The organism is Methanoregula sp. (assembly GCF_035543475.1).
Classification (GTDB): domain Archaea; phylum Halobacteriota; class Methanomicrobia; order Methanomicrobiales; family Methanospirillaceae; genus Methanoregula.
The window spans coordinates 44273-66535 of record NZ_DATKKA010000022.1; the positions used below are offsets into that span (position 1 = coordinate 44273).

General features: G+C 55.0%; 15 protein-coding genes. 6 read left to right on the forward strand and 9 right to left on the reverse strand.

Annotated features, from left to right (window positions below; genetic code table 11):
- Positions 1–6: 6 nt before the first annotated feature.
- The gene (locus tag VMS83_RS07255; RefSeq protein WP_325411321.1) at positions 7–2793 is read right to left on the reverse strand and encodes a PAS domain S-box protein; all 2787 of its coding nucleotides are present in this window, start codon (positions 2791–2793) and stop codon (positions 7–9) included.
- A gap of 191 nt (positions 2794–2984) precedes the next feature.
- Between VMS83_RS07255 and VMS83_RS07260 the strand changes: the two genes are divergently transcribed.
- Positions 2985–5915 carry a PAS domain S-box protein gene (locus VMS83_RS07260; RefSeq protein WP_325411323.1) on the forward strand — a complete coding sequence of 977 codons (2931 nt, stop codon included), beginning with the start codon at positions 2985–2987 and terminating at the stop codon, positions 5913–5915.
- A gap of 111 nt (positions 5916–6026) precedes the next feature.
- On the opposite strand, the gene VMS83_RS07265 is transcribed toward VMS83_RS07260, so the two are convergent.
- A complete protein-coding gene (locus tag VMS83_RS07265; protein ID WP_325411325.1) occupies positions 6027–7163 on the reverse strand; it encodes a response regulator in 1137 nt (378 codons plus the stop codon).
- A gap of 14 nt (positions 7164–7177) precedes the next feature.
- Positions 7178–11986: a PAS domain S-box protein gene (locus tag VMS83_RS07270; RefSeq protein WP_325411328.1), complete on the reverse strand. Its 4809-nt coding sequence runs from the start codon at positions 11984–11986 to the stop codon at positions 7178–7180.
- A gap of 326 nt (positions 11987–12312) precedes the next feature.
- Here VMS83_RS07270 and VMS83_RS07275 point away from each other — a divergent pair, with 326 nt between their 5' ends.
- Positions 12313–13665, forward strand: a complete 1353-nt coding sequence (locus VMS83_RS07275; protein ID WP_325411330.1) for a PAS domain-containing sensor histidine kinase — start codon at positions 12313–12315, stop codon at positions 13663–13665.
- Between the two features lie 83 nt (positions 13666–13748).
- Here the strand turns inward: VMS83_RS07275 and VMS83_RS07280 are convergent, their stop codons facing one another.
- Both VMS83_RS07280 and VMS83_RS07285 read right to left on the reverse strand, forming a co-directional pair.
- Complete coding sequence (locus tag VMS83_RS07280; RefSeq protein WP_325411332.1) at positions 13749–14045, reverse strand: hypothetical protein; 297 nt, start codon at positions 14043–14045, stop codon at positions 13749–13751.
- Positions 14046–14168: 123 nt separating this feature from the next.
- Positions 14169–14360, reverse strand: a complete 192-nt coding sequence (locus tag VMS83_RS07285; RefSeq protein ID WP_325411334.1) for a 30S ribosomal protein S17e — start codon at positions 14358–14360, stop codon at positions 14169–14171.
- Between the two features lie 290 nt (positions 14361–14650).
- Here VMS83_RS07285 and VMS83_RS07290 point away from each other — a divergent pair, with 290 nt between their 5' ends.
- Positions 14651–15205, forward strand: coding sequence for a TATA-box-binding protein (locus VMS83_RS07290; protein ID WP_325411336.1), 555 nt, complete (start codon positions 14651–14653; stop codon positions 15203–15205).
- Between the two features lie 342 nt (positions 15206–15547).
- Positions 15548–17161 carry a thermosome subunit alpha gene (gene thsA / locus VMS83_RS07295; RefSeq protein ID WP_325411338.1) on the forward strand — a complete coding sequence of 538 codons (1614 nt, stop codon included), beginning with the start codon at positions 15548–15550 and terminating at the stop codon, positions 17159–17161.
- A 121-nt stretch (positions 17162–17282) separates the two neighbouring features.
- On the opposite strand, the gene VMS83_RS07300 is transcribed toward thsA, so the two are convergent.
- The 3 genes from VMS83_RS07300 to VMS83_RS07310 form a co-directional block, all read right to left on the reverse strand.
- Positions 17283–17576 (reverse strand): hypothetical protein, encoded by a 294-nt coding sequence (locus VMS83_RS07300; RefSeq protein ID WP_325411340.1) that lies wholly within the window; start codon positions 17574–17576, stop codon positions 17283–17285.
- A 241-nt stretch (positions 17577–17817) separates the two neighbouring features.
- Entirely contained in the window at positions 17818–18342 is a 525-nt protein-coding gene (gene sixA, locus VMS83_RS07305) for a phosphohistidine phosphatase SixA (RefSeq protein ID WP_325411342.1), read from the reverse strand.
- A gap of 213 nt (positions 18343–18555) precedes the next feature.
- A complete protein-coding gene (locus VMS83_RS07310) occupies positions 18556–19947 on the reverse strand; it encodes a hypothetical protein (RefSeq protein ID WP_325411344.1) in 1392 nt (463 codons plus the stop codon).
- A 235-nt stretch (positions 19948–20182) separates the two neighbouring features.
- Here VMS83_RS07310 and VMS83_RS07315 point away from each other — a divergent pair, with 235 nt between their 5' ends.
- Positions 20183–20647 (forward strand): ribonuclease III domain-containing protein, encoded by a 465-nt coding sequence (locus VMS83_RS07315; RefSeq protein WP_325411345.1) that lies wholly within the window; start codon positions 20183–20185, stop codon positions 20645–20647.
- A 56-nt stretch (positions 20648–20703) separates the two neighbouring features.
- Here VMS83_RS07315 and VMS83_RS07320 read toward each other — a convergent pair whose 3' ends face one another.
- Positions 20704–21381, reverse strand: a complete 678-nt coding sequence (locus VMS83_RS07320) for a molybdopterin-dependent oxidoreductase (protein WP_325411347.1) — start codon at positions 21379–21381, stop codon at positions 20704–20706.
- Positions 21382–21506: 125 nt separating this feature from the next.
- On the opposite strand from VMS83_RS07320, the gene VMS83_RS07325 reads away from it, so the two are divergent.
- On the forward strand, positions 21507–22241 hold the full coding sequence (locus tag VMS83_RS07325; RefSeq protein ID WP_325411349.1) for a YIP1 family protein: 735 nt from the start codon (positions 21507–21509) through the stop codon (positions 22239–22241).
- Positions 22242–22263 lie beyond the last annotated feature (22 nt).

Below are 22263 nucleotides of genomic sequence, written 5' to 3' on the forward strand. Positions count from 1 at the left end.
CAGACCTTACCGGGTATCAGGGAGCCGGAACGTGCCTTTCGGTACCATCATCTCAAACCGTGCTCCTTTTCCCGGCTTCCCGGTTTCCTGAATTTTAATACCGGTGATTGAAAGGATTTCCCGTGAGAGGAAAAGCCCAAGTCCGGTGTTTTTTCCAAATCCGCGATCAAAGATCTTTTCTTTTTCGTCTGCCGGGATGCCATTTCCATCATCCTCGCATAGGATGACAAGATCAGTACCCGATTTCTGCAAAGAGAACCTTATCGTCGTAATTGTCTCCCCATACCGGACTGCATTATCCATCAGGTTGTAAAAGACCTTGACAATCAGCGGATCGGCGTATAACTCGGTTCCGGCAGGAATATTGTTTTCCAGCCTGATGCCTACAAGGGGAACCTGGGATGCCGCAGTATCGACGAGCGCACGAGCGTTTTCCCAGCCAGGGGTTTTCATGCCGATCGACTCGTATTCGTTGGTGAATCGGATCATGGCAGACATTCGCTCTGCAGTAATTTTGGTTTTCCGGAAATACTCATCAAATGCAGGATCGAACCGGTTCATTTCCATCAGAGCAAGGTACGCCTTCAAAGCGAGGATCTGGTTGTTGATATCATGGCGGGTGATGCTGGTAAGGAGCTTGAGCTTCTTCGTGGCCAGGAGCTGTGCCTCATCAGCCCGTTTTTGTTCTGTGATGTCAATATTTACTCCGATGATCCCGTTAATGACATTACCTACCCTGACTGGGGCAATGATCTCATCATATATCCGCACCCCGTTTTCGGACGGTACTGACAATTCGCCTTTTACGACAGTACCTTCAAACGCTTTCCTGTTATTCTCCTGCCATCTTTCGAGCAGATCTTTACGAAGATGGATTTGTTTGGGGGTTTTGCCGACACTGTCTCCCCAGTTTTTGATCGAAACCTGATTCTGCAGAATATAGTGGCCCGAACGATCCATGGCCCACGTATCAAAAGGCAGGTTATCGATGAGTGCACGCATCTGGGAATTTCGTTCCCGCAGTTCCTCTTCTGCGTGCTTGCGCTCAGTGATATCATGCACGGATCCGATAAGGTATAAACAATTACCTGCCTGATCAAAGATAGGCGCGATACTGACCTCTCCCGTCAGTTGCCCGCTGGGGTAATGGGAAATTTCCTCCCAACGGACAATGGCCTTTTCTTCGATAGCCTGCCGGTATTTTCCCAGAACGAGTGAGAGAGATGGTTCGGGGATAATCTCGTTCACTTTCTTCCCTATCACCTGCCCGGAAGGTATTCCTGTGGTTCTGCTAAAGGCCGAATTGACTGAGGTAAAGCGGTACTGCTCATGAGGTTCGACAGTCAGCTGAAAGATGGAGTCCCCGACAGTATTATAGATCGAAGTCAGGCGTTGTTCATTTTCATGGAGTACCTGCTCCTCCAGTTTCCGTAGGGTAATGTCCTGGCCTACCGACTGGTATTCAGTAACCTTCCCGGAAGAATCGAAGATTGCACGATCGGTCCACTGCTGCCATCGGATGCTGCCATCCGGCATGATGATCCGGTGTTCAATGACATCAACCGGGTGGTCTTTGGTTAAAGATGCAAAAAACAGTTTCACGCGCTCTTGGTCTTCAACCGGAATATTAGGACGGAACCGGTGCCCTATGATCTCGTCACTTTTCATACCGAAATAGCGGCTGTAGGCTTCATTGACAAAAACATGAGTGCTGTCCGGTTGAAACCGGGAGATGAATTCGGTCTGGGTCTCAACGACATTCCGGTAACGTTCCTCGCTTGCCTTCAACGCATGTTCCCGTTGGATCAAGTCATCCAAATTGGAACGAAGTTCTTCCTCTGCCGCGGCAGTCTTCTCATAGGAAGCATTGAGTTCATCATTTTTCTTACGGAGTTCCTCTTCAGCTCTCCGTTGTTTTATGACATTCCACAAACCGCTCATCAGGATGGAAAGCTCATACACGTCCCGTTCATCATAATCTGAAGGTTTGTTTCCCACGCCGGCAACCATCACAATGCGGCTGCCGTCAAAAACCGGGATGTTCATGTGCCTGATGACAGGAACATGCCCTTTGGGGTATCCTTTTTTGAGCGGGTTATATGCGGCATAATCATTGGTAATAACGGGACGCCTCTGCCGGACTGCCTCCCCCCATAATCCAGTCGCATGAAGAGGATATTCAATGGGTTTTTTTTCGATATGACATTCTTTCATCGCCACCGAAGACCAGGCGTACATGGTAAGAAGGGACTCGTCCTCTGAAACAAAAGCGAGATAGCCTATCGAGCTTAGCGTGATTTCCACGGATTTCTCTACTGCAAAGATCATCAGTTCTTTTAAGGGAGCAGAGATCATCTGGTAAAAAGTACCTAGTGTCTTGAGCCGGATCTCGTCCTGTACCAACGCGTTGACGGCACGTTTCCGCTCAACGGCGATTTTTAATTTATGACTGAGTTCTGCAAACTGTGAGTTGGGATCGCCGCCTTTCTGGAGGTAGAAATCCGCGCCGGAGTTGATAGCCTCGATCACAACCTCCTCGCGACCTCGTCCAGTGAAGATGATAAACGGGATGGAATTACCGGACGACCTGATCTGCTTTAAGAATTCGATGCCGTTCATCACTGGCATCTGGTAATCCGAGATAATGGCATCGTAGTTTTTTGTAGCGAGGAAGGCCAGTGCTTCCGGGGCTGAATTAATGATGTCAACGGAGAACTGCCCGTTCCTCTCGAGAAAAATTTTGCCAATTTCGAGCAGGCTTGACTCATCATCGACATAGAGAATACGATACATAGGAATAACGTTCTAATTGCCCGTTATGTTCACGCGTTATATTATACATTGGCTTTTTGGGTTCTGTTGCGTCTGCGGTTGATACTCAGATTATTGCAATGCAAAAAATCTGCCACTAACCGCAGGCGCAACAGCACCAAACCTGTTTCTTTAAATCCGTCACTTGCCAAAACTACAAACAATAAAGGGTGATGGGTATCTACCGCGTCCTCTACGTTGATGATGAACCGGACCTCCTTGAGGTGGGCAAGCTCTTTCTGGAGCAGGGCGGCAGGGTTTCCGTTGACGTCATTACCTCTGCCCCGGCCGCACTTGCCCGGATACAGGCGGAGAATTTCGATGCGGTCGTCTCCGACTACCAGATGCCCGAAATGGACGGGATTGCATTCCTCAAGATTGTCCGTGCATCCTGCCCGGATCTCCCGTTCATCCTCTTTACCGGACGGGGGAGAGAGGAAGTCGTCATCGAGGCAATCAACAGCGGTGTGGATTCGTACCTCCAGAAAGGAGGGGCCCCGACCGCACAGTTTGCCGAGCTGCTGCATCGTATCATCCTTGCCATCGAGCGAAGGCAGGCGGTCAGGGCCTTGCGGGAGAGCGAGAATAAGTACCGTTCCCTGCTCGAGGGCCTCAGTGACAGTATCATCGTGCACCGGAATACCCGGATCCTCTACCTCAACCCCACCTGCGAAAAAGTGCTCGGGTATTCGCAGGAATCACTTCTGGGCAAATCCATCATGATCCTGGTCCCGCCGGAATTCCATGAGCTGGTGCAGGCCGCAGTAAAAAAACGGATGGCAGGGGAGACCTTTGAACCCTACGAACTGGACCTGATCCGGGGGGACGGCGGCCGCGTTTCCGTCATGATGAGCGGTAACCTGATTGAATTTGAAGGGGCCCCGGCATCCGTCAACCTGATCACCGACATCACCGGACGCAAACGGGCAGAACATGCCCTGCAGGAAAGCGAGAGGAAGTACCGCAGCGTCATCGAGAACATCCAGGATATCTATTACCGGACCGACCGGGACGGCAACCTGCTCATGGCAAGCCCGAGCGGTGCGGCACTGCTCGGGTACGATTCCATTGACGAGCTCCTGGGAAGGCAGATCGCTACCTTCTACTTTGACCCGGCAGACAGGAAAGATCTCCTTGCCCGGCTGCAGGAGACCGGATCGGTCCGCAATTTCGAGACCCGGATCAGGAAAAAGGACGGGACTCCGGTGTCTGTTTCCACCAACAGCCACTATTACGCCGATGAGTCCGGGGCGGTTGCCGGTGTGGAAGGGATCATCCGCGATATCACCGAGCAGAAGCGGGCACAAGAGGCCCTTAAGGAGAGTGAGATCCGGTTCAGGTCCCTTATCCAGAATGCCTCGGACATGATCCGGATCCTCGACCGCGAGGGAAAGATCGCCTATGAGTCCCCGTCCACAACCGCCATCCTCGGGTATCCCCCCGGTGAGAACATCGACAGGGATCCCTTCCTCTCCATCCACCCTGACGACGTCGGGCGTGTAAGGGAAGAACTCAAAGCGGTCTACGACCGGAAAAACCCGGGAATCCCGACGGAATTCCGGATCCGGAAGGCGGACGGCACCTATATCTGGGTAGATGCCATCGGGACAAACATGCTGGATGTCCCGGCGGTGAACGGGATTGTCATTACCACCCGCCCCATTGACCAGCGGAAAAAGATGGAGAATGCCATCCGGGAGAGCGAAGAGAAGTACCGGACGCTGATCGAACACAACCTGGATGGGATCTTCATCGCACAGGACGGCCGCCTGGTATTCTGTAACAAAAACTTCCTTGAGATGCTGGGATATACCGTGGAAGAGGCCACCGGCGCACCGCTCGGACAATTCCTCGCACCCGAGGACCGGGAGACCGTACTCTCCCGCCACCACTCACGGCTTAAAGGGGAGAAGATCCCCGAAGTGTACGAGAGCTCGTTCCTGATGCGCGATGGCACGACACGGCGCCGGGTAAGGATGAATGTGGGAAGTGCCATCTACAAGGGAAAACCGGCCACCATCGGTACAATCCATGATATTACGGAAGAACGGCTGCAGCAGGAGGCACTCAGGGAGAGCGAGGAGAAGTTCCGGGGCATCTTCAACAACATCAACGACGGGATAACGATCAGCGAACTGAACGCCGACGGGAGCCCGGGACGGTTCCTCGATGTGAACAGGGTTGCCTGCCGGATGGTGCAATACACGTATGAAGAGATGCTGCAGATGGCCCCGCTCGACATCCCGCACAGGTACCACAGCGAAGCCCTTGAAGAGATCTACCGGGAGCTCCTGACGAAGGGCCATGCGATATTCGAGACCATGCAGCAGCGAAAGGACGGCACCTTTCTCCCGGTGGAGATCAATACGCACGTGGTCACGCTCATGGGAAAACGGGTCATCGTCTCCGTTGTCCGGGATATCACCGATCGCAAGCGGTCAGAAGAAGCACTCCGGGAAGTCAATAAAAAGCTCAACCTGCTTTCCAGCATCACCCGGCACGATATCCTCAACAAGGTCACCATACAGCTGGGCCTGCTGGCACTTGCACGCAAAAAAGTCAAAGACAACCCGGAGACAGAAGCATTTATCGGAAAACTGAAGTCTGCCGCAGAAGCCATCCGGGACCAGATCGATTTTACGCGTATCTACCAGGACCTGGGGAGCCATGAGCCACAGTGGCAGGACCTTCACCTGACTCTCGCAAAAACTCCTGTCCCGCCACACCTGGCCATATCGGATGACTGTACCGGAACCGAGGTATTTGCCGATATCATGCTCGAGAAAGTGTTCGGGAACCTCATCGATAACGCGATCCGCCATGGCGGGAACGTGACAAAAATCACCATGACCGCAGAAGAGGCAGGCGGCTCCCTTGTCATCCGGTTTGAGGATAACGGGAACGGCATTCCGAAGAACGAGAAGGAGAGGATCTTCGAACGCGGATACGGGAAGAATACCGGTCTTGGGCTGTTCCTTGCCCGGGAAGTGCTCGCGATCACCGGTATGACGATTGCCGAGACCGGCGAGGAAGGGAAAGGCGCACGGTTCGAGATCACGGTTCCGAAAGGAGAGTACCGGAGGGCCGGTCCGGCAAAGGAGTGATCGGCAGGGTCAGAACCATCCCCGGTATTTTTGTCAGGTCTGCGGAACCTAAGGGGGAGATCTTCGACGGAGCAGGTATCATAACTCCAAAAGACCTGGCAGAACCGGGGATTACCCCGTCTTGTCCCGGAAGACGAAGACGAAGTTCTGCGGCCGTTTGTTCACGATAAGGATAGGCGAACTGGTAAGGGTCATGGTCATCTTGACCCCGTAGGCATTTTTTGCCACAAAGACCGCGATGTTGCCGGTGTCCCGGTAATGGAGGAACTCTTCTTTTGAGAGGGGATACCGGTTCTCAGCATGAGCGAGCTCGCTGAAATGCTTCCCTTTCACATCGTCACGGCCGAGCGCAAACTTCTTCTCGAACGTGTCATTCACGTAGAGAATATTCCCGGTTGCATCGGTAATGACGACACAATCGCTCATACGGTCGAGCGCGGAGGCATACAGGGCCAGCCGTTCTTTCTCCTGGACAAGCTCCCTGTTCGCAGCCGCAAGATCCCCTTCTGCACGCTTGAGGGCGGTGATCTCGTGGCGGAAGACGGCGACCTGACTCCGGGATGTCCGGCTGTCCCGCATGACATAGAGCGTTGTGTCAAACCAGCGGCCCTGTACCTCTTCTTCAAACGAGACCGGGGATGCAGCATCCTTTTTCTGCATTGCATCTGCGGTTTTCATCGAAATTCCCCCGGTCTTGATCAGCGTGTAGACAACGACGCCGGTTAGATCGGCGGCGGGTCGGCCGGCGCTCCGGGCGAACGCCTCGTTGCACGCAAGGATCTTCCCGTCGGCGCTGTCCACGAGCACAACTTCATCCTTTGTTGCATCCAGAAGGCCGTGGATGGTCTCTTCGCTCTGGCGCACTTTCTCGTCCATCACGTGCTTGTACAGCGCCATCCGGATGGTTGTCCGCAACGCCCTTTCATCAAGGGGTTTAATCAGGTACCCGAAGGGTTCGGAAAGCATGGCGCTGTTCACGGTTGCCTCGTCAGAATGGGCCGTCAGGTAGACTACCGGTGTACCATACTGCGCCCGGATCCGGTCGGCTGCTTCGATCCCAGTCATTTTGCCCTTGAGCGTGATGTCCATCACGACAATATCGGGATTCAGTTCGCCAGCCTTCTGCACTGCATCTTCGCCGGTGTCCACGACCGCGGGCACGTCAAATCCCATCTCTTCAAGGCGTGCCCGGATCTCGGAGCCGGTGACAAATTCGTCCTCGACCACCAGAATTGTTCCTTTGCTCATGTTACCTCCTCCAATTACGCGGGAAACGAGATCGTATATTTCGTTCCGGCCGTCCTGTCCAGCCCGATTGACCCGTTGATCTGTTTTGTCAGGCCCTTAATAAGCTGCATCCCGAGGGACTCAGTCCGGTCAAAGGTCACGCTGTCAGGTATCCCGATACCATCATCACTGTAGGTCACGATGTAATTTTCCCCGCTCTTTTTGAAATCAATCGTAATCACCCCTTTTCTTTCCCCGGGAAATGCGTGTTTTAAGGAATTGGAGATCATCTCGTTGATGATCAGGCTGCAGGGGACCGCCTTGTCGATATGCAGCACTGCCTTCTCGGCGTTCAGGTGCAGGGTGATTCTCCCTGGATCGACCTGGTATGATTCGAAGAGGTGATCGGTAATTTTCCTTAGATAATCTGCATAATCGATCTGGTCGAAATCCCTTGACTGGTAGAGTTTTTCATGTACCAGGGCGATCGATTTTATCCGGTCCTGGCTTTCTTTGAGAATTTCTTTTACTTTTTCATCCTTCTGCGCCCGTGCCTGCATAAAAAGAAGGCTTGAGATCACCTGCATGTTGTTCTTGACCCGGTGATGGATCTCCTTGAGGAGCATCTCTTTTTCCTTAAGGGAGGCGACAATCTCGTTTTCGGCCTTGTTCCGGAGCGCAATTTCCGCGAGAAGCGATTCGTTGGTCTCTTTGAGTTCCCGGGTCCGGGAAAGGACTTTCTGCTCCAGCTCGCTGCGGGCGTTTTCAAGGTCCGTCTGGGCACGTTTCCGTTCTGTGATATCATGGTGGAAGGTGACAAACTGGCCGCCGTGCCGGTCAGTAACGACCACACTGACCTCGGCATCGATGACACTGCCGTCTTTCCTTCGGTAGCGGGTCTCGAACCGGTCTGCGCCTTTGGAGAGGATCTCCCGGGAATGCGCTGCGATCTCACCGGACGTCTCTTTTGCCTCGATATCGGCAAGGGACCGGGTGAGCAGCTCCTCCCGCGTGTATCCGGTCATCTGGCAGAATGCGTCGTTGACATCGAGGAACCGCCCCTCCTTGCTGATAATGCAGAACCCGTCCATTGCCGTCCGGAGAATCGTGCGGTATTCCGCCTCCCTCCCGATAAGTTCGGATTCGACGGTCTTGCGCCGGGTGATATCGGTCAGGATACCCTCAGAAAAGAGAACGTTTCCGTCGGGTCCGCGTACAGTATGGGTGGTCAGGGATACCCAGATCAGGCTTTTGTCTTTGCGATAATACTCGCATTCGAAATCCCGGACAACATCATGTTCCCGGAGTTGCCGGAGGTATTCCCTCCGCTTCCCCTGGTGCACCCACAGCTGCCGGGCCGTGTCCGTGACCGTGGTTGTAAGGTCCTCCGCGGAGTCGTACCCAAGGATATTGGCCATCGCAGGGTTGGCGGTCAGGAGTTTTCCCTTCGGGGTAATCTGATAAATACCTTCAAGAGCGGTCTCAAAGATATGCCGGTATTTTTCTTCGGCCTTTTTGAGCTGTTCATTTGCCAGCCTGCGGACGGTGATGTCTTCAAATACGGCAACAAAGTGATCTTTTTCCGGGGAGTAGACAGATATGTGCAGCCATTTGCCGATCGGTGAGAAATCGATATCGAAGGACGCCGGCTCGCCGCCCGACGCAACCCTGCCATATGTTTCAAACAGTTCCGGAAAAGCTTCCCTGATGCCCGGGAATACCTCGGTAACCCGTTTGCCGGTAACGGTCTTTGTACCGATAATCCGGTCAAACGAGGGATTGACATCGAGGTAGATGAAGTCCAGAGGCTGTCCTGCGTCGTCGTAGATCATCCGGCAATAGGCAAATCCCTCCAGCATATTGGTAAAGAGATTCCGGTAACGCGCCTCGCTCTCCCGCAACACCTCTTCGGCCTTATTGCGTTCGGTGACGTCCTGGATAATAGAGTGCAGGACCTGGCGGCCCGCGAGGGTGATGGGACCGCTGAACACCTCAACGTCCCGGATCTCCCCGTTCTTTTTCCGGTGCCGGAAGTGGAACACTGCCCCCGGGCTGCCGTCAGCCCGGCTCATATCCTGCAGGGTACGGGCCCGCTCCTGGATGTTGATCGAAGAGATATCCAGCCCGGTAAATTCCTCCCGGCTGTACCCGTAATAATGACAGGCCGCGGTATTTGCATCCACAATTTTGCCGCTCTGGAGATCGACAAGGAACATAACGGCATTGTTGAGCTCGAACATATCGCGGTAACGCTTCTCGCTCTCCCGGAGCGCCTCTTCGGCTTTCTTGAGCTCGGTGATGTCCTGGTTGGCACCATAGATCTTCGCAAGCTTTCCATCGGCCCCAAAAACAGGAGCTAACCGTACGATAATGGTACGTACCGTCCCATCGCGGCGGACGATCCGGTGTTCCATCTGCATGGTGTAATCGCGATCCGTGATTGCCGGGCTCTGTTTCATCACTTCGGCGACAGCGGGAATATCTTCCGGGTAAACGAATTCACGGACATATGTTTCTCCCGATATCCGGTGACCGCCTTCCCGTTCGCTTGTAGTGCCGTAGAACGCGAAAAACCGGTCGTCAAACGTGAACAGGCCGGTGGCAACATCGTACTCCCAGCTCACCATGTGCGCGAGATCCATCGCTGATGCGAGCAGCCGCTGGTTCTGCCGGAGCTGCTCTTCTGCGAGCCTCTGTTCGGTGATATCCCGTGCGATCGTAGAGGCTCCGGTGATGGTGCCATCAGGGCCGTAAATGGGGGAGATCGTAAGGGATATCTGGATCCTTTTCCCGTCCTTCCTGATCCGGATTGTCTCGTAATGGTGGATATGTTCCCCGTGCCGGATCTTTTCCAGGATTTGGGGGAGTTCGTTTTCCCAGTCCGGGGGGATCAGCAGGGCTATTGATTTTCCGAACACTTCCCGGGCCGGATACCCGTAGATCTTTTCTGCACCTGCATTCCAGCTGGTGATGACGCCGTCAAGGGTTTTTCCTATGATAGCATCATCAGATGATTCCACAATGGCAGCAAGCCAGCGGTTTTTTCCTTCGCTCTGCCGGAGTGCATCCTCCGCCTTTTTGCGTTCCGTGATGTCCCGGAAGACAACATGCACTGCTGCCGCATTCTTCCAGATAAAGGGAATTGCTACCACATCAACATCGATGACACTGCCATCGGCCCGGAGGAATTTCTCATGCATGATCTGCTGCGGATCACCCTTCATGGCAGATGCAATCCGTTCCATCACCATCCTGTGGCAGTCGGGGTGCACGAACGAGAGGGCAGGTTTTCCCAAAAATTCATCCGCTGAGCTGGCACCCAGAAGCCTGACTGCCGTTGCGTTTGCGTACACGATGATTCCATTCTGGTGGATCACGATACCGTCGAAGGAGGTTTCTACCAGTGTGCGGTATTTTTCTTCAGAGAGCGCGAGCGCCTTCTGGTTTTCTCCCAGCGTATCGTACTGCGCCCGGAGTTCCTCTTCTAATGCAGTAAGATGCTCGTTTGCTGCCCTCAGGTCATCCTCGGCTTTTTTCCGTTCCGAGATATCCGAGTGCGTCCCGGTCATCCGCAGTACCCTGCCCTCCTCATTCCGGGCAGAGGCCTTTCCCCGGGTTAAGATCCATTTCGGCTTCCCGGACTTTGTTATCAGGCGCTGTTCGATCGAGAAGATCTCCGTGCGCCCTTCGAGATAGGCATCCAGTGCTGCCCGGGTCCGGGGCAGATCGTCAGGGTACACCAGGTCGTTCCACACCCGGGCGATCTCGGGCAGTTCCTCCGGCGTGTAACCGAGAATCTCGCATCCCCGTGGGCTCAGGTACACCTCGCCGGTCTCCATCCATACGTCCCACAGGCCGTCATTGGCACCTTCAAGGGCAAACTTCAGGCGCTCCTCGCTTCGGGACAGCGCTTCGACCGCCGCAAAACGCTCTTTTTCCCGGTCATAGTTGTCGAGAGCAAACGAGATGTCGCCTGAAACTTCTTCAAGGAGTGCCACTTCCTCGGAAGAGAAAAATTCAGGTTCGGCAGCATAAAGGGAGAATGTACCGATCACCTCACCCCTGCAACGGATCGGGAAGGCGCCTGATGAACGGTAACCGAACTTTTCTGCAGCATCGTGCCACGGGATCATCGCCGGATCCTGCCGGATATTGTTCGCGACTGCAGGCCTGCCCTCCCGCACTGCTCTTCCCGTAGGCCCCCGTCCTTCGGGAATGTCATCTGCTGAAATGGCTAAGTTGGAAAGATATTCCCTGGCGCCAATGCCTGCTGATGCAACGGGTTTGATCCACCGGGACTTCCGGTCAATTATCCCGATCCAGGCCATCCGGAATTTTCCGTACTCTATGGCAACAGCACAGATCGCCCTGAAGAGGTTATCACGATCCGGGATGTAAACAATATTCTTGTTGACCTGGCTGAGCAGGGAATTGATCCGGCTGAGATACATCACCCTCTCTTCTGCCTGCCTGCGGTAGATGGATTGTAAAATTTTGGACTGGAGTTCGGCAAACTGGGCCTGGGGCTCTCCCCCTTTCTGGAGATAAAAATCAGCCCCTTCGTTCAACGCCTGAATGACGATCTCTTCCCGGCCCCGGCCGGTGAAGAGAATGAACGGGATGCTGTTGCCGGAACTCCTCACCCGTTCGAGGAATTCAATACCGTCCATTTCAGGCATCTGGTAGTCGGCGATGATTGCATCATAGGATGTGGACTCCATGAGCAAAAGAGCCCCGGAGGCCGAGGTGACACCGTCGACGGAGAGCCGGCCGTCTTTCTCGAGATAGAGTTTTCCGATCTCAAGGAGACCAGGTTCATCATCGACGTAGAGAACTCTGAACATATGCTGATCCTTACAACGATCTGTTATTCACGGACACAGGATATAAAACAGACGGGGTGGATTTTCGACAGCGCCGGACTTTACCGGGCATCGTGAGATCCTGCCCCGGAGTCCTGCCAGGCCTGCGGGAGGTAACCCCCGCATTTTCCCCGGGAACCATACGGGAACTCCCGCAGGGTTGACACGACCATGAAAAACGCCTTTTTTTATCACGTTTGCCCGGGTCTTCGGGTAATGGCCGTTTCTGCAAAGCCATTTTATCATAGGAGATGGTTAGAATTGGTACAGGGGGGTTACCCGCGCTGGCAAGGGTTCCTGTGTGAAATATGACGATGAGACCACTCTCCCGCAACAGACAGCTCTTTTATGATATCTGCATCGTTGGCAGTATCGTAGCGTCAGTACTGATTACGTATATCAGCATCCAGCGGGGAATTTACGAGGTATTCCCGTATTTTTACCTCATCCCGCTCGTCCTTATCGCATATTCCCGCCCGAAGCTGAGCATCTACGGGTCGATCCTGATAGGCTGGATTTATGTCGCGCTGGTATTCATCATCGGCCTGCCTGACATCAAGACATACATCCTTGCGACAATCTGGTTCTACATCTTTGTCTCGCTGGGTATCCTGATCTCTACCTATTCACAAGCATACCGGAAAGAAAGCGCCAGGAGCTGCGGGACATACTACAATTCACAGGCGGGGGCATTCAGCTATGACCGGGAGACCCTCATGCTCCGGGAGGTCAACCTGAAATTTGCCACCATGATCCGGTACAGCCCGGAAGAACTCATGCAGAAGTCACTTTCCGACATTATCCCGGACCGGGAAGAGCGGGAATCGTTCATCAGCAAAACCCGCGATCTGCGGAGGGTCGGCGATATAGAAGTCAGGATCCGTGCCGGGGACGGGAGTACGCGGTGGGTCCTTGTCTCCGCGGCAGAGACCGGTGAACCGGTCGTTGTCTGCACGGCTGTCGATATTACCGAGACCAAACTGGCGCAGGAATCACTGACGCAGGCGAATAAGAAACTCAACCTGCTCAACAATGTTACCCGCCACGATATCCTTAACCAGCTCTCCGCACTGCTTGGGTTTCTCGAACTCTCGCGGCAGAAGACAACGGATCCCCAGCTGATCGATTACCTGGCCCGGGAAGAACAGGCGGCAAATGCGATCCGGAGCCAGATCCTCTTTACCCGCGATTACCAGAATATCGGCGTGCATTCACCCCAGTGGCATAATGTCCCGGAAACTGTATCGCTGGCACTGGCAAGCATTGACCTTCATTCGATCCTTGTCGACATGAGGATACCCGCGGTCGAGATTTATGCGGATCCGCTTCTGGAGAAAGTGTTTTACAATCTCATTGAAAATTCGATCCGCCATGGCGAGCGGGTATCCAGGATAGACTTTTCCTGCCGCGAGTCAGGGACCGGGATTATCCTCAGGTACCATGACAATGGCGTGGGGGTCTCTCCTGACGATAAAGACCGGCTCTTCCAGAAAGGTTTTGGGAAAAATACCGGGCTTGGCCTTTTCCTTTCCCAGGAAATCCTTTCGATTACCGGCTTAACGATTACCGAGAAAGGTGAGCCCGGCAAAGGGGCTTGTTTTGAGATCGCGGTGCCACGGGAAGCATACCGGTTCACGGATACCTTAAACAAAAGCGAATGACGATCTCACGGGGATACTGCCGGGAATGGAAAAATAATAATCCCGGCGCACCCTGGACGTAATGCGTGCGGCAAAACGCCCTCTCAGGGGACCCCGCCTTCCCTGAACTCAATGGTTAAATCGCCCGCAAGTTCAACCCGGCGTTCGAGGTCAGCGTCCGAGAACTCTTCCAGTTTCAGGGCCACTTTTCTCCCGTTCCGCAGGGTCACGACCGCAATTTTGTCGCCCCGGGACAGGGGGGCTAATTTTACCGTAATCCATCTCCCGTCACGGGTGGGAACGGGCACGACGCGGTCCCCTTTTTTCACCGGGACAAGCCTGACGCCGGCGTTCCTTTCGGATGCCGGGACAATAAGCACCCGCTCATCCTTTTTTAACATCGTCCGCACCATGATACCTCAAGCGATAAATGTACCCGTCAGGTCATAAAAAGGGTATACCCGCCGGCAGGCGATCTCCGCTGCGTCCGCCGGGTTTGTAAGGCCGTAAAAAAACGAATGAGATCAGGTACGTTTTTTGGCATTCATCCTGCGGGTGATATAGCCGGCAATACGGTTCCGGACCCTCTTGCTGGGGATCGTTGCCGACAGTTCCAGCTGTTTCTTGTTCTCATCGAAGTTTTTCGTAAAGTACTCCCGCTGCTTTGCCAGAAGCGTGGTACCGAGATTTTTGATATAGGACGGTTTGATTCCCATGGACAATCCCTCACAGTTGCTGTTCTTTTAATGCGACGAAAGGGGATAATGCTATGGTTTGGATCACGCCGGGTCCCCTCATGCGTTGCCCCGTGCATCCGCCGGTACCCTGCCGGGGCACACCCCCGGGTTCCTGTACCGCGCCCGGCCGGGCCGTCCCGGGCGCGGAGGGGAAAGGGGCGTTTTGTTTTCCGGGGGCATGCGGTGAGCCTGCCGGAACGGACGCCGCGGACCCATGATATAGGTTATCCATCAGCCTTATGCCCCGGAGAACAGCATAAGAGGGGAAGATGGATGATCAAAAGTACGAATCCCTGAAAATCGAGAACATTGTTGCATCCGGTGCGATTGCAGAGTCCATCGATATCGCGATGTTTTCCCAGAAGGTGGAGCATTGCGAGCTCAACAAGAAACGGTTCCCGGGCGCGGTATACCATATTGAAGACCCTAAAATTGCGTCCCTCCTCTTTTCGTCAGGCAAGATCGTGCTGACCGGCATCAAGAACAACGAGGCGCTCAAAAAGGGGCTCTCGGTCATGGTAAAGTCACTCAATGATGCGGGTGTGGAGACCCTCAGGGAGCCCCGGGTGGCGGTCACAAACATTGTCTGCTCCTATGACCTCGCCCGGTACATCAACCTCAACAAGGTCGTTGTCACGCTCAACCTGGAAAATATTGAATATGAGCCGGAACAGTTCCCGGGCCTCGTGTACCGGATCAAGGAGCCCCGGATCGTTGTCCTGATCTTCTCCTCGGGAAAGATCATTCTCACCGGGGGCAGGAACATGGAGGACATCAAAAAGGGCCTTGACGTTCTTGTAAAGAAACTCGAAAGCATTATGTAAAAAAACCTTTTTTGCTTTGCCCATAAATACGGCCGGTTCTTGCGGTTTTTTGTCGTTTGCAGGCGGATAAAAAGAGAGATGCGTATTAAAAATTTTACGATCTTTCAAAACCCGGGCACAGATAGACATATGAGGCGGCAAAGCAAGTCTTGCCCATCACAGGAAGGCATGGAAAACCGGTGTCACCGGCCGGGCCGGCAAACATCCCTGCGAACAGGACGTGAAAGGGAGCGATGGTACGCTCCTGCCACACGTCCACAGCACCCGGGAGAGCAGGCCGGAAGTCCATGCGGCATTGCCGGAAAATAACACCGGACACAAATAAAAAAAAAGAGGTCAGAAATGTCACAACAACTTGGCGGACAGCCCATTATCATTCTCAGGCAGGGGACAACACGGAACCGCGGCGAGGAAGCCCAGCACTCGAACATCATGGCCGCAAAGGCCATTGCAAATGCGGTCCGGAGCACCCTTGGGCCCCGGGGCATGGACAAGATGCTTGTCGGCTCCACCGGGGACATTGTTATCACCAATGACGGTGCGACCATCTTAAGCGAGCTCTCGGTCGAGCACCCGGGCGCAAAGATGGTAGTCGAGGTCGCCATGACCCAGGACGACCAGGTCGGGGACGGGACCACAACCGCCGTGATCATCGCCGGTGCACTGATGGACCAGGCAGAAAAACTGCTCGAAATGAAGATCCACCCGACCATTATCGCCGAGGGATACCGCATGGGCATGGAAAAAGCCCTCGAAATCACCGACTCCCTTTCGTACAAGGTCGACCCGTCTGACAAAAAGACCCTCAGGAAGATCGCCGGCACGGCAATCACCGGAAAGTCCATCGAAGCAGTCAGGGAGAAACTTGACGACATTATCGTGGACGCCGTCATGGCCATAACAGAAAAGACTTCGGGGAAATACCTGGCAAGTGAAGACGATGTGCTGATCAAAAAACAGAAGGGCACGTCGATGGATGACTCCGAGCTTGTCCGCGGGATTATCCTTGACAAGAAACGGGCAAGCGAAGATATGCCAAAGAAGATCACCGGGGCAAAAGTGGCTCTCATCGCCCTGCCCATGGAGATCGCAAAGACCCAAGTGAAGGCAAAGATCAAGATCTCCGCTGCAGACCAGATTTCAGCCTTCTCAAAGCAGGAGCAGGATACCTTAAAGAAACTGGCTGATGCGGTGGTAAACGCCGGCGCAAATGTCGTGCTCTGCCAGAAGGGCATTGCCGATGCGGTCCAGTTCTTCCTCGCAAAAAACGGCATTTACGCGGTCGAAGACGTCCCGGAAAAGGACCTCAAGTACGCAGCACGTGCGCTGACCGGAAATATCGTGAACAAGCCCGAAGACCTCACCGCAAAAGATCTCGGGCATGCTGATGTTGTCGAAGAGGACAACGATATGGACATTACCCGGATATCCGGGTGCAGGAACCCGAAGACCGTCAGCATCCTGCTCCGGGGCACGAGCGACTATCTCCTCGACGAGCTCGAGCGGGCCGTTGTCGACGGCACCCGTGTCGTCATGGATACAATCGAGGACGGCACGTACGTTGCCGGCGGCGGTGCGGTCGAGACCGAACTCTTAATGAAGGTCCGGGACTATGCAGAGACCGTCGGGGGCCGGGTCCAGCTCGCCATCGAAGGATACGCTACGGCCTTCGAGACCATCCCCCGTACCCTTGCGGAGAACTCCGGGTACAACGCGATCGATAAGCTCGTTGCCCTCAAGAACGCCCATGCCAAGGGCAAGAAGACGGCCGGCCTCAATGTCTACACCGGAGAGGTCATCGACATGCTTGAGGAAGGTGTGCTCGAACCGCTCCGGTCCAAGCGCCAGTCCATCCAGAGCGCATCCGAGACCGCGATCATGCTCATCCGCATCGATGACATGATGATCACGCAGTCCCACAGCCCCGCAGAAGGACAGATGCCGGGCATGGGATAACCCGTTTTTATCCGATTATATTTTTTTCATATCCTTTTGGATGTTCTGTTAACCCGTTGAGGGATTGGGATTTTTTTAAGGTGTTAAAAAGTGATGGCCCCATAACAGGTTAACAGGAGCTTCAGGGAATCCCGGTTCTTTTCCGGTGCCGGTACGCGGCCAGTTCTGCTGCAGCACCAAGGATGATGCCCGTGACAAAACCCCACGGGGAGAGGTGGCAGACACCCTGCCATTCCGTTATCGCCATGCCAAGGAGCGTGCAGGCCACGAGAATGGGAATAAAGAGCCTGCCGGGGAGCGGCTGCCGGCCGGTTCCGCCGGCAACGTCACGGTCTTCCTGCCGGAAGTACAGGAGCAGGAAAAGGGCCGCGAGTGCAAGACCACAGAGTGCAATAAAGGTGAAGATCTGGGACATGGCAGGGGAAATACGCTCGATGAGGTTTTGTGGTGCAGGGATATAGAGGATGAGATGATGACAATCCTCCGTCAGGGACCCGGTATCGCAGGGACTGCCAGGAATACCTGGTAACGACAATAAAAGGAGGTGTGCTGCGGGGGAAAACAGGTAAGGTGGAGGGCGACCTCCTGCCCCTTCACGTATCGGGACTTTTTCCCCGTGTACCCGCAGGAGATCCTCAAAAAGGCACACCGGCTTCCTACTGCATCTCCGCCATCTGGCTGCACGAGAGCAGCCACTGGAGCTCGCCCGAGGGCGAGCGTTCGAAGGTAAAGTTCCGGATCTTGGCAAGGCTGCCCTTCCCGAGCGCCACTGCTGCGTCCCCGCCCCCGGTGATGATCCGTGCAACAAGGGCAGAGAGGAGCGGCTCGTGGCCGACGATCAGGACGGTGGCGTCCTCACCAAACTGCGAAACAAGCAAGCACACGGCGTCCGGGTTGCCGCCGGGCAGGAGCTCGTCCCGGACCACCGGGTCCTCCCGGGCACCCGTCACCTTCGCTACGATCTCTGCGGTCTCGCGGGCCCGGACAAGGGGACTGGTAAAAATACCATCGAACCGGACCTTCTTTCCGGCAAGGAAGCGTGCGGCGTTCCGGATATCTTTTCTGCCCTCGGGAGTCAGCTCCCGGGAGGAATCGTCATTCCTTGCCGAAGGCGGCGCTGCCTTTCCGTGCCGGAGAATATAGAGGTCCACTGTACTTGCGAAATTTGCCCCTGCCGGCATATCTCTTTTCCGAAAAGAGAGGGAAGCCGGCCGTAGTCCCGGGCGGCAATCGTCACCGTGGTCTTTGTCCTCTCGGTACGGGATGGAGGCGTCCCGACAAGAGTATGAGAACGCCCCCATAATTTTTCAAGGTAAGAAAACGCCGACCGGATACGGGGCATACCGGAGAAAATGGAACTCAATGAGGGAGTTTCGGGAAAAAAGGAGAAGTTTTCATTCGGTGGTCTTGGTCTGGGTGACACCCTTACCGCCAAGGTAGGCGGCGTGGCTTACCGCGAGGATGGCGACCAGGCCGTCAGAGAAGGCCGGGAATGAACCCAGGTTGGCCGGGTTGTCGTTTAATAACATGCCCCAGAGCAGAATCGCATACCCCCCGATCGCGATCACCGAGAACCAGAACATCTGCATCTTGGAGATGTCAATGTACATCGCGTTGTCCAGCTCATCCCCCTGGAAGATGTCCGTGAAGCAGGCCTCGCTTGGGTCTGTGTTCGCGTACAGGAGACCATTGCGGGTCTTTTCTACATCCTCCGGTTTCTGGTTGAAGGAATCGGCAGCTTTGGCGACCGATTTGGAATAGGAGACAGTCTTGGTCAGTGCCGCTTCTTTTGCGTCGGCTTCTTCCTTTGCTGCCTTTGCATCGTTATCGGCCTGGGCCGCCTTATCCTTGGCCTGTTTTGCCGCTGCTGACGCATTGTTTGCATTTGCCCTTGCCGTTGTTGAGGCATGCTCTGCATCCCCTTTCTTTGTCAATAATTCCTGTGATTCCGCCGTATTGACTGAAAACTCTGCGCGATTTGCAGCGTGCCGTGCAATTCTTGCCTCTTCTTCCCTGTTTTTTGCCTCCTGTTCTGCCGCATCTGCCTCGTATTTCTTTTTCTCAGCGTCATCCTTTGCATCTTTTGCCGCGTTATCCTTGGCAGTTGCATCAGCCCTTGCATTTTTTGCCTCAGCTTCTGCTTTTTTCTGCTCTTCTGGATCATCATGGGCGGGGACCGTTTTCGGCTCGCCCGGAGCTGGCTCCTTGTTGCTCTTGCCCTTGTTGATCATGGGCGAACCGACCGCAGCGGTCGCAGACAGGCCCAGTACCGCCCAGACATGCCAGTCAATGAAGATGTTAAACGGATCCGGTACCCCGTAAACGAAGCGGACAATGACCATGATCAGCAGCGCCGGGACAATGATGACCGTCCAGAGCGTGATCTGGAGGCGGGAGAGACTCATGACGTTATTCTCATTGATCAGGATCCCCATGAACCGGTTATAGATGAACCAGCCCAGCGCGGAGATGAACGCGAACAGCAGCAGGACCACAACGACCCATGCCTGGACCCATGTGATCGTCACCCACTGGGGCATTGCAGCAATAGCAGTTCCGTTTAGTATCGCCGGGGATGTGTTGTTCACCGGAAGCGTGGCCCCGACAGGATGGTATGTCGAGATCCACCACAACGATCCAAAGAATACGGCCGCAGCAATGAGGACGAGGACAAGCATCTCGACCGTGAAGTGTTTTCGTTTTTTATCGATCTTCGCGAATCCTGAATTCCGATCCTTACGCTCATCAGGTTTTGTTCCACCTGAACCTTGATCATCAGCACACATACATGATCAAAGGGAAATATTCTTCAGGATATTTATAAATGTCTATTATTTTTAACACTCAGTAAAAATGTATCGTGCCGGCCAGCGTGGTGACCTCTCCACCGTCACGTGGTGTCGTTTTCAAAAGGCGTGCCGGTTTTCCCGGAGGGGAATACCTCAACCCGGGACGATAATGGGCACACAGATTGTCCCGCAACCATTAACCCCCGCCACCCCAACCCCTGAGTGATCGTCCATGCCCGCTCCTCTCAACGATCTCCAGTCCCGGATCGGATACACGTTCGCGGATGCCTCTCTTCTGGAAGCCGCCATGACCCGCCAGGCATACCTCAATGAAAATGCCGGCGCAGGAAAGGACAGCATGGATGCCCTTGCCACCGTGGGCGACGCGGTCCTCGGGGCACTCGTTGTCTCACGGCTGTACGAGAGCGGCACGCGGGACAAGGGCACGCTCACCACGGAAAAGATCCACGGCGTAAACCGGGACAAGACCAGGGCGTTTGCAGAAAAGTTCCGGCTCGAAACGTACATCCGCTGGGGGAAGGGCGAGGAGAAGAACCGGGTCTGGCTGCAGGGGAGCCAGGCGTTCGATACCGCGTTCGAGGCTCTCGTCGGCGCCATTTTCCTGGACACCCGGCGCAGCGGCAGGGACGCACTGGCAGCGACCGGGCAGGTCCTCGACGGGCTCGGGTTTTTTTAAAAACGTTATTTATCCCGCAGGGCTTGCGGGCAGTCTTAAAAAAGTGTGCTCCCCGTTTACGCGTACTTACTCTCGGTGAGGTTCCCGGAGTTCGAGTACCCCCGCTGCTCCCAGTACCCCTGGTAATTCGCATTGGCGGAGAGCTCGATCTGATCGACCCACTTGATCCACTTGTACCCCCACTTGTCCTCGGCCACCAGCCGGAAGGGGTAGCCATGTTCGGCATCGATGGTAACGTTGTTCATCCGGTATGCGAGGAGGATGTTGTTGTCCATGACGTACGAGAGGGGAAACGAGGTGGTGTACCCGTCCGTGGCATGGAAGATGATCGTGTTTGCCCGCGGGTCGACGCCGGCGTCTTTGACGAGATCGGAGACAAGCACCCCTTCCCAGAGGATCGTGGAGCTCCAGCCCTCGACACAGTTGAGCGTCACCACCTTGGTATAATGCGGGTGGTTGGCGAGGACCTGGTCGTAGGTAAGGACCGTGGTGTTTGCCACCAGGCCGGTGATGGTGAGCCGGTAGTCAGAGGTGTTGATGTACTGGGTACCGCTGATCGCGTTCTCGGGCATGTTCGCGATCGCCGAGAGGTCCTGCCCGTTGTAGGACCGCACTTCCACGGAGGGGAGCTGTGCCGGGCCCGCGGCAGGGCCGTGGCCGGCAAGGAAATAAAGGACGATTGCCGCTACGGCAACCGCTGCCACAATAAGGATCGCTGCAGTCCGCCTGTTCATGTGCAGGGATTACACGGCCGGGATATAAAAAGGCCGGTGTCGTGACAATGTGCCGGATGGGAAGCCGGGGCCTCCCCCGGAGGTCACGCCCGGTTATTAATATAATCGCCCCCATATACTTGTCCATGCCACCGGTCCGCGACCTCTTTTTCCGCCCGACAGAATTTTTCCGTGCACTCGCCGCAGAGCCCCCGGGGTACATTGTCCCGGTCGCAATTGCCGCGATCACCGGGATCCTGCAGGCAGTATACGGCTACCTGACGCTCTCCTGGCTCTCGACCATCTACCTCAACCTGTACGCACAGACTCCCAATGCAGCCCGTGTCCCCGCATCCATGATGGCCACGATCACCGGGATCGGGATCACCGTGATTTCTGTCGTCAGCTTTTTCATGCCGTTCTTTGTCCTGGTCGTTGCCGCACTCACCTTCTGGTTTATCGCCGGCATCTGGAACCGGGCACCCGGCACCCTCGGCCGCATGATGACCGCGGTGGGCTGGGGAATGTTTCCCCTCGCGGTCTACGAAGCATTCCTCCTCCCGCTCTTCTTATCCCTCAAAAATGCCATGGCGATCACCGCTTCGCCGGCCTTTTTCAACACCACCATCAACACCACCAACCACGCGGAGATCGAAAAAATGATCTCCTACAACCAGCCCTTCACCCTGTTTGTCACCACGGGTGCCGTGCTGGAAGTAGCGGCCTTCCTCTGCTGCGCATGGTTCTGGTTCCACGCCGTCCGCGGGATCTTTTCGCTGGACACAAAAAAGGCCGCGGTGGCAGTCCTTGTCCCGGTGCTTGTCTACCTGGCAGTTACCGTCGGGCCACGGCTCATGGGGCAGGCCGCGGGCCTGTCATAATATTTCTTTAAACAAAGCCCCG

Bases quoted from the DNA above. Each gene is read 5' to 3' on its own strand.
- VMS83_RS07290 (WP_325411336.1), top strand. From the start codon at position 14,651: ATGGATGATCAAAAGTACGAATCCCTGAAAATCGAGAACATTGTTGCA.
- VMS83_RS07285 (WP_325411334.1), bottom strand. From the start codon at position 14,360: ATGGGAATCAAACCGTCCTATATCAAAAATCTCGGTACCACGCTTCTG.
- VMS83_RS07260 (WP_325411323.1), top strand. From the start codon at position 2,985: ATGGGTATCTACCGCGTCCTCTACGTTGATGATGAACCGGACCTCCTT.
- sixA (WP_325411342.1), bottom strand. From the start codon at position 18,342: ATGCCGGCAGGGGCAAATTTCGCAAGTACAGTGGACCTCTATATTCTC.
- VMS83_RS07275 (WP_325411330.1), top strand. From the start codon at position 12,313: ATGACGATGAGACCACTCTCCCGCAACAGACAGCTCTTTTATGATATC.
- VMS83_RS07280 (WP_325411332.1), bottom strand. From the start codon at position 14,045: ATGTTAAAAAAGGATGAGCGGGTGCTTATTGTCCCGGCATCCGAAAGG.
- VMS83_RS07265 (WP_325411325.1), bottom strand. From the start codon at position 7,163: ATGAGCAAAGGAACAATTCTGGTGGTCGAGGACGAATTTGTCACCGGC.
- thsA (WP_325411338.1), top strand. From the start codon at position 15,548: ATGTCACAACAACTTGGCGGACAGCCCATTATCATTCTCAGGCAGGGG.
- VMS83_RS07255 (WP_325411321.1), bottom strand. From the start codon at position 2,793: ATGTATCGTATTCTCTATGTCGATGATGAGTCAAGCCTGCTCGAAATT.
- VMS83_RS07310 (WP_325411344.1), bottom strand. From the start codon at position 19,947: ATGTGTGCTGATGATCAAGGTTCAGGTGGAACAAAACCTGATGAGCGT.
- VMS83_RS07315 (WP_325411345.1), top strand. From the start codon at position 20,183: ATGCCCGCTCCTCTCAACGATCTCCAGTCCCGGATCGGATACACGTTC.
- VMS83_RS07300 (WP_325411340.1), bottom strand. From the start codon at position 17,576: ATGTCCCAGATCTTCACCTTTATTGCACTCTGTGGTCTTGCACTCGCG.
- VMS83_RS07325 (WP_325411349.1), top strand. From the start codon at position 21,507: ATGCCACCGGTCCGCGACCTCTTTTTCCGCCCGACAGAATTTTTCCGT.
- VMS83_RS07320 (WP_325411347.1), bottom strand. From the start codon at position 21,381: ATGAACAGGCGGACTGCAGCGATCCTTATTGTGGCAGCGGTTGCCGTA.
- VMS83_RS07270 (WP_325411328.1), bottom strand. From the start codon at position 11,986: ATGTTCAGAGTTCTCTACGTCGATGATGAACCTGGTCTCCTTGAGATC.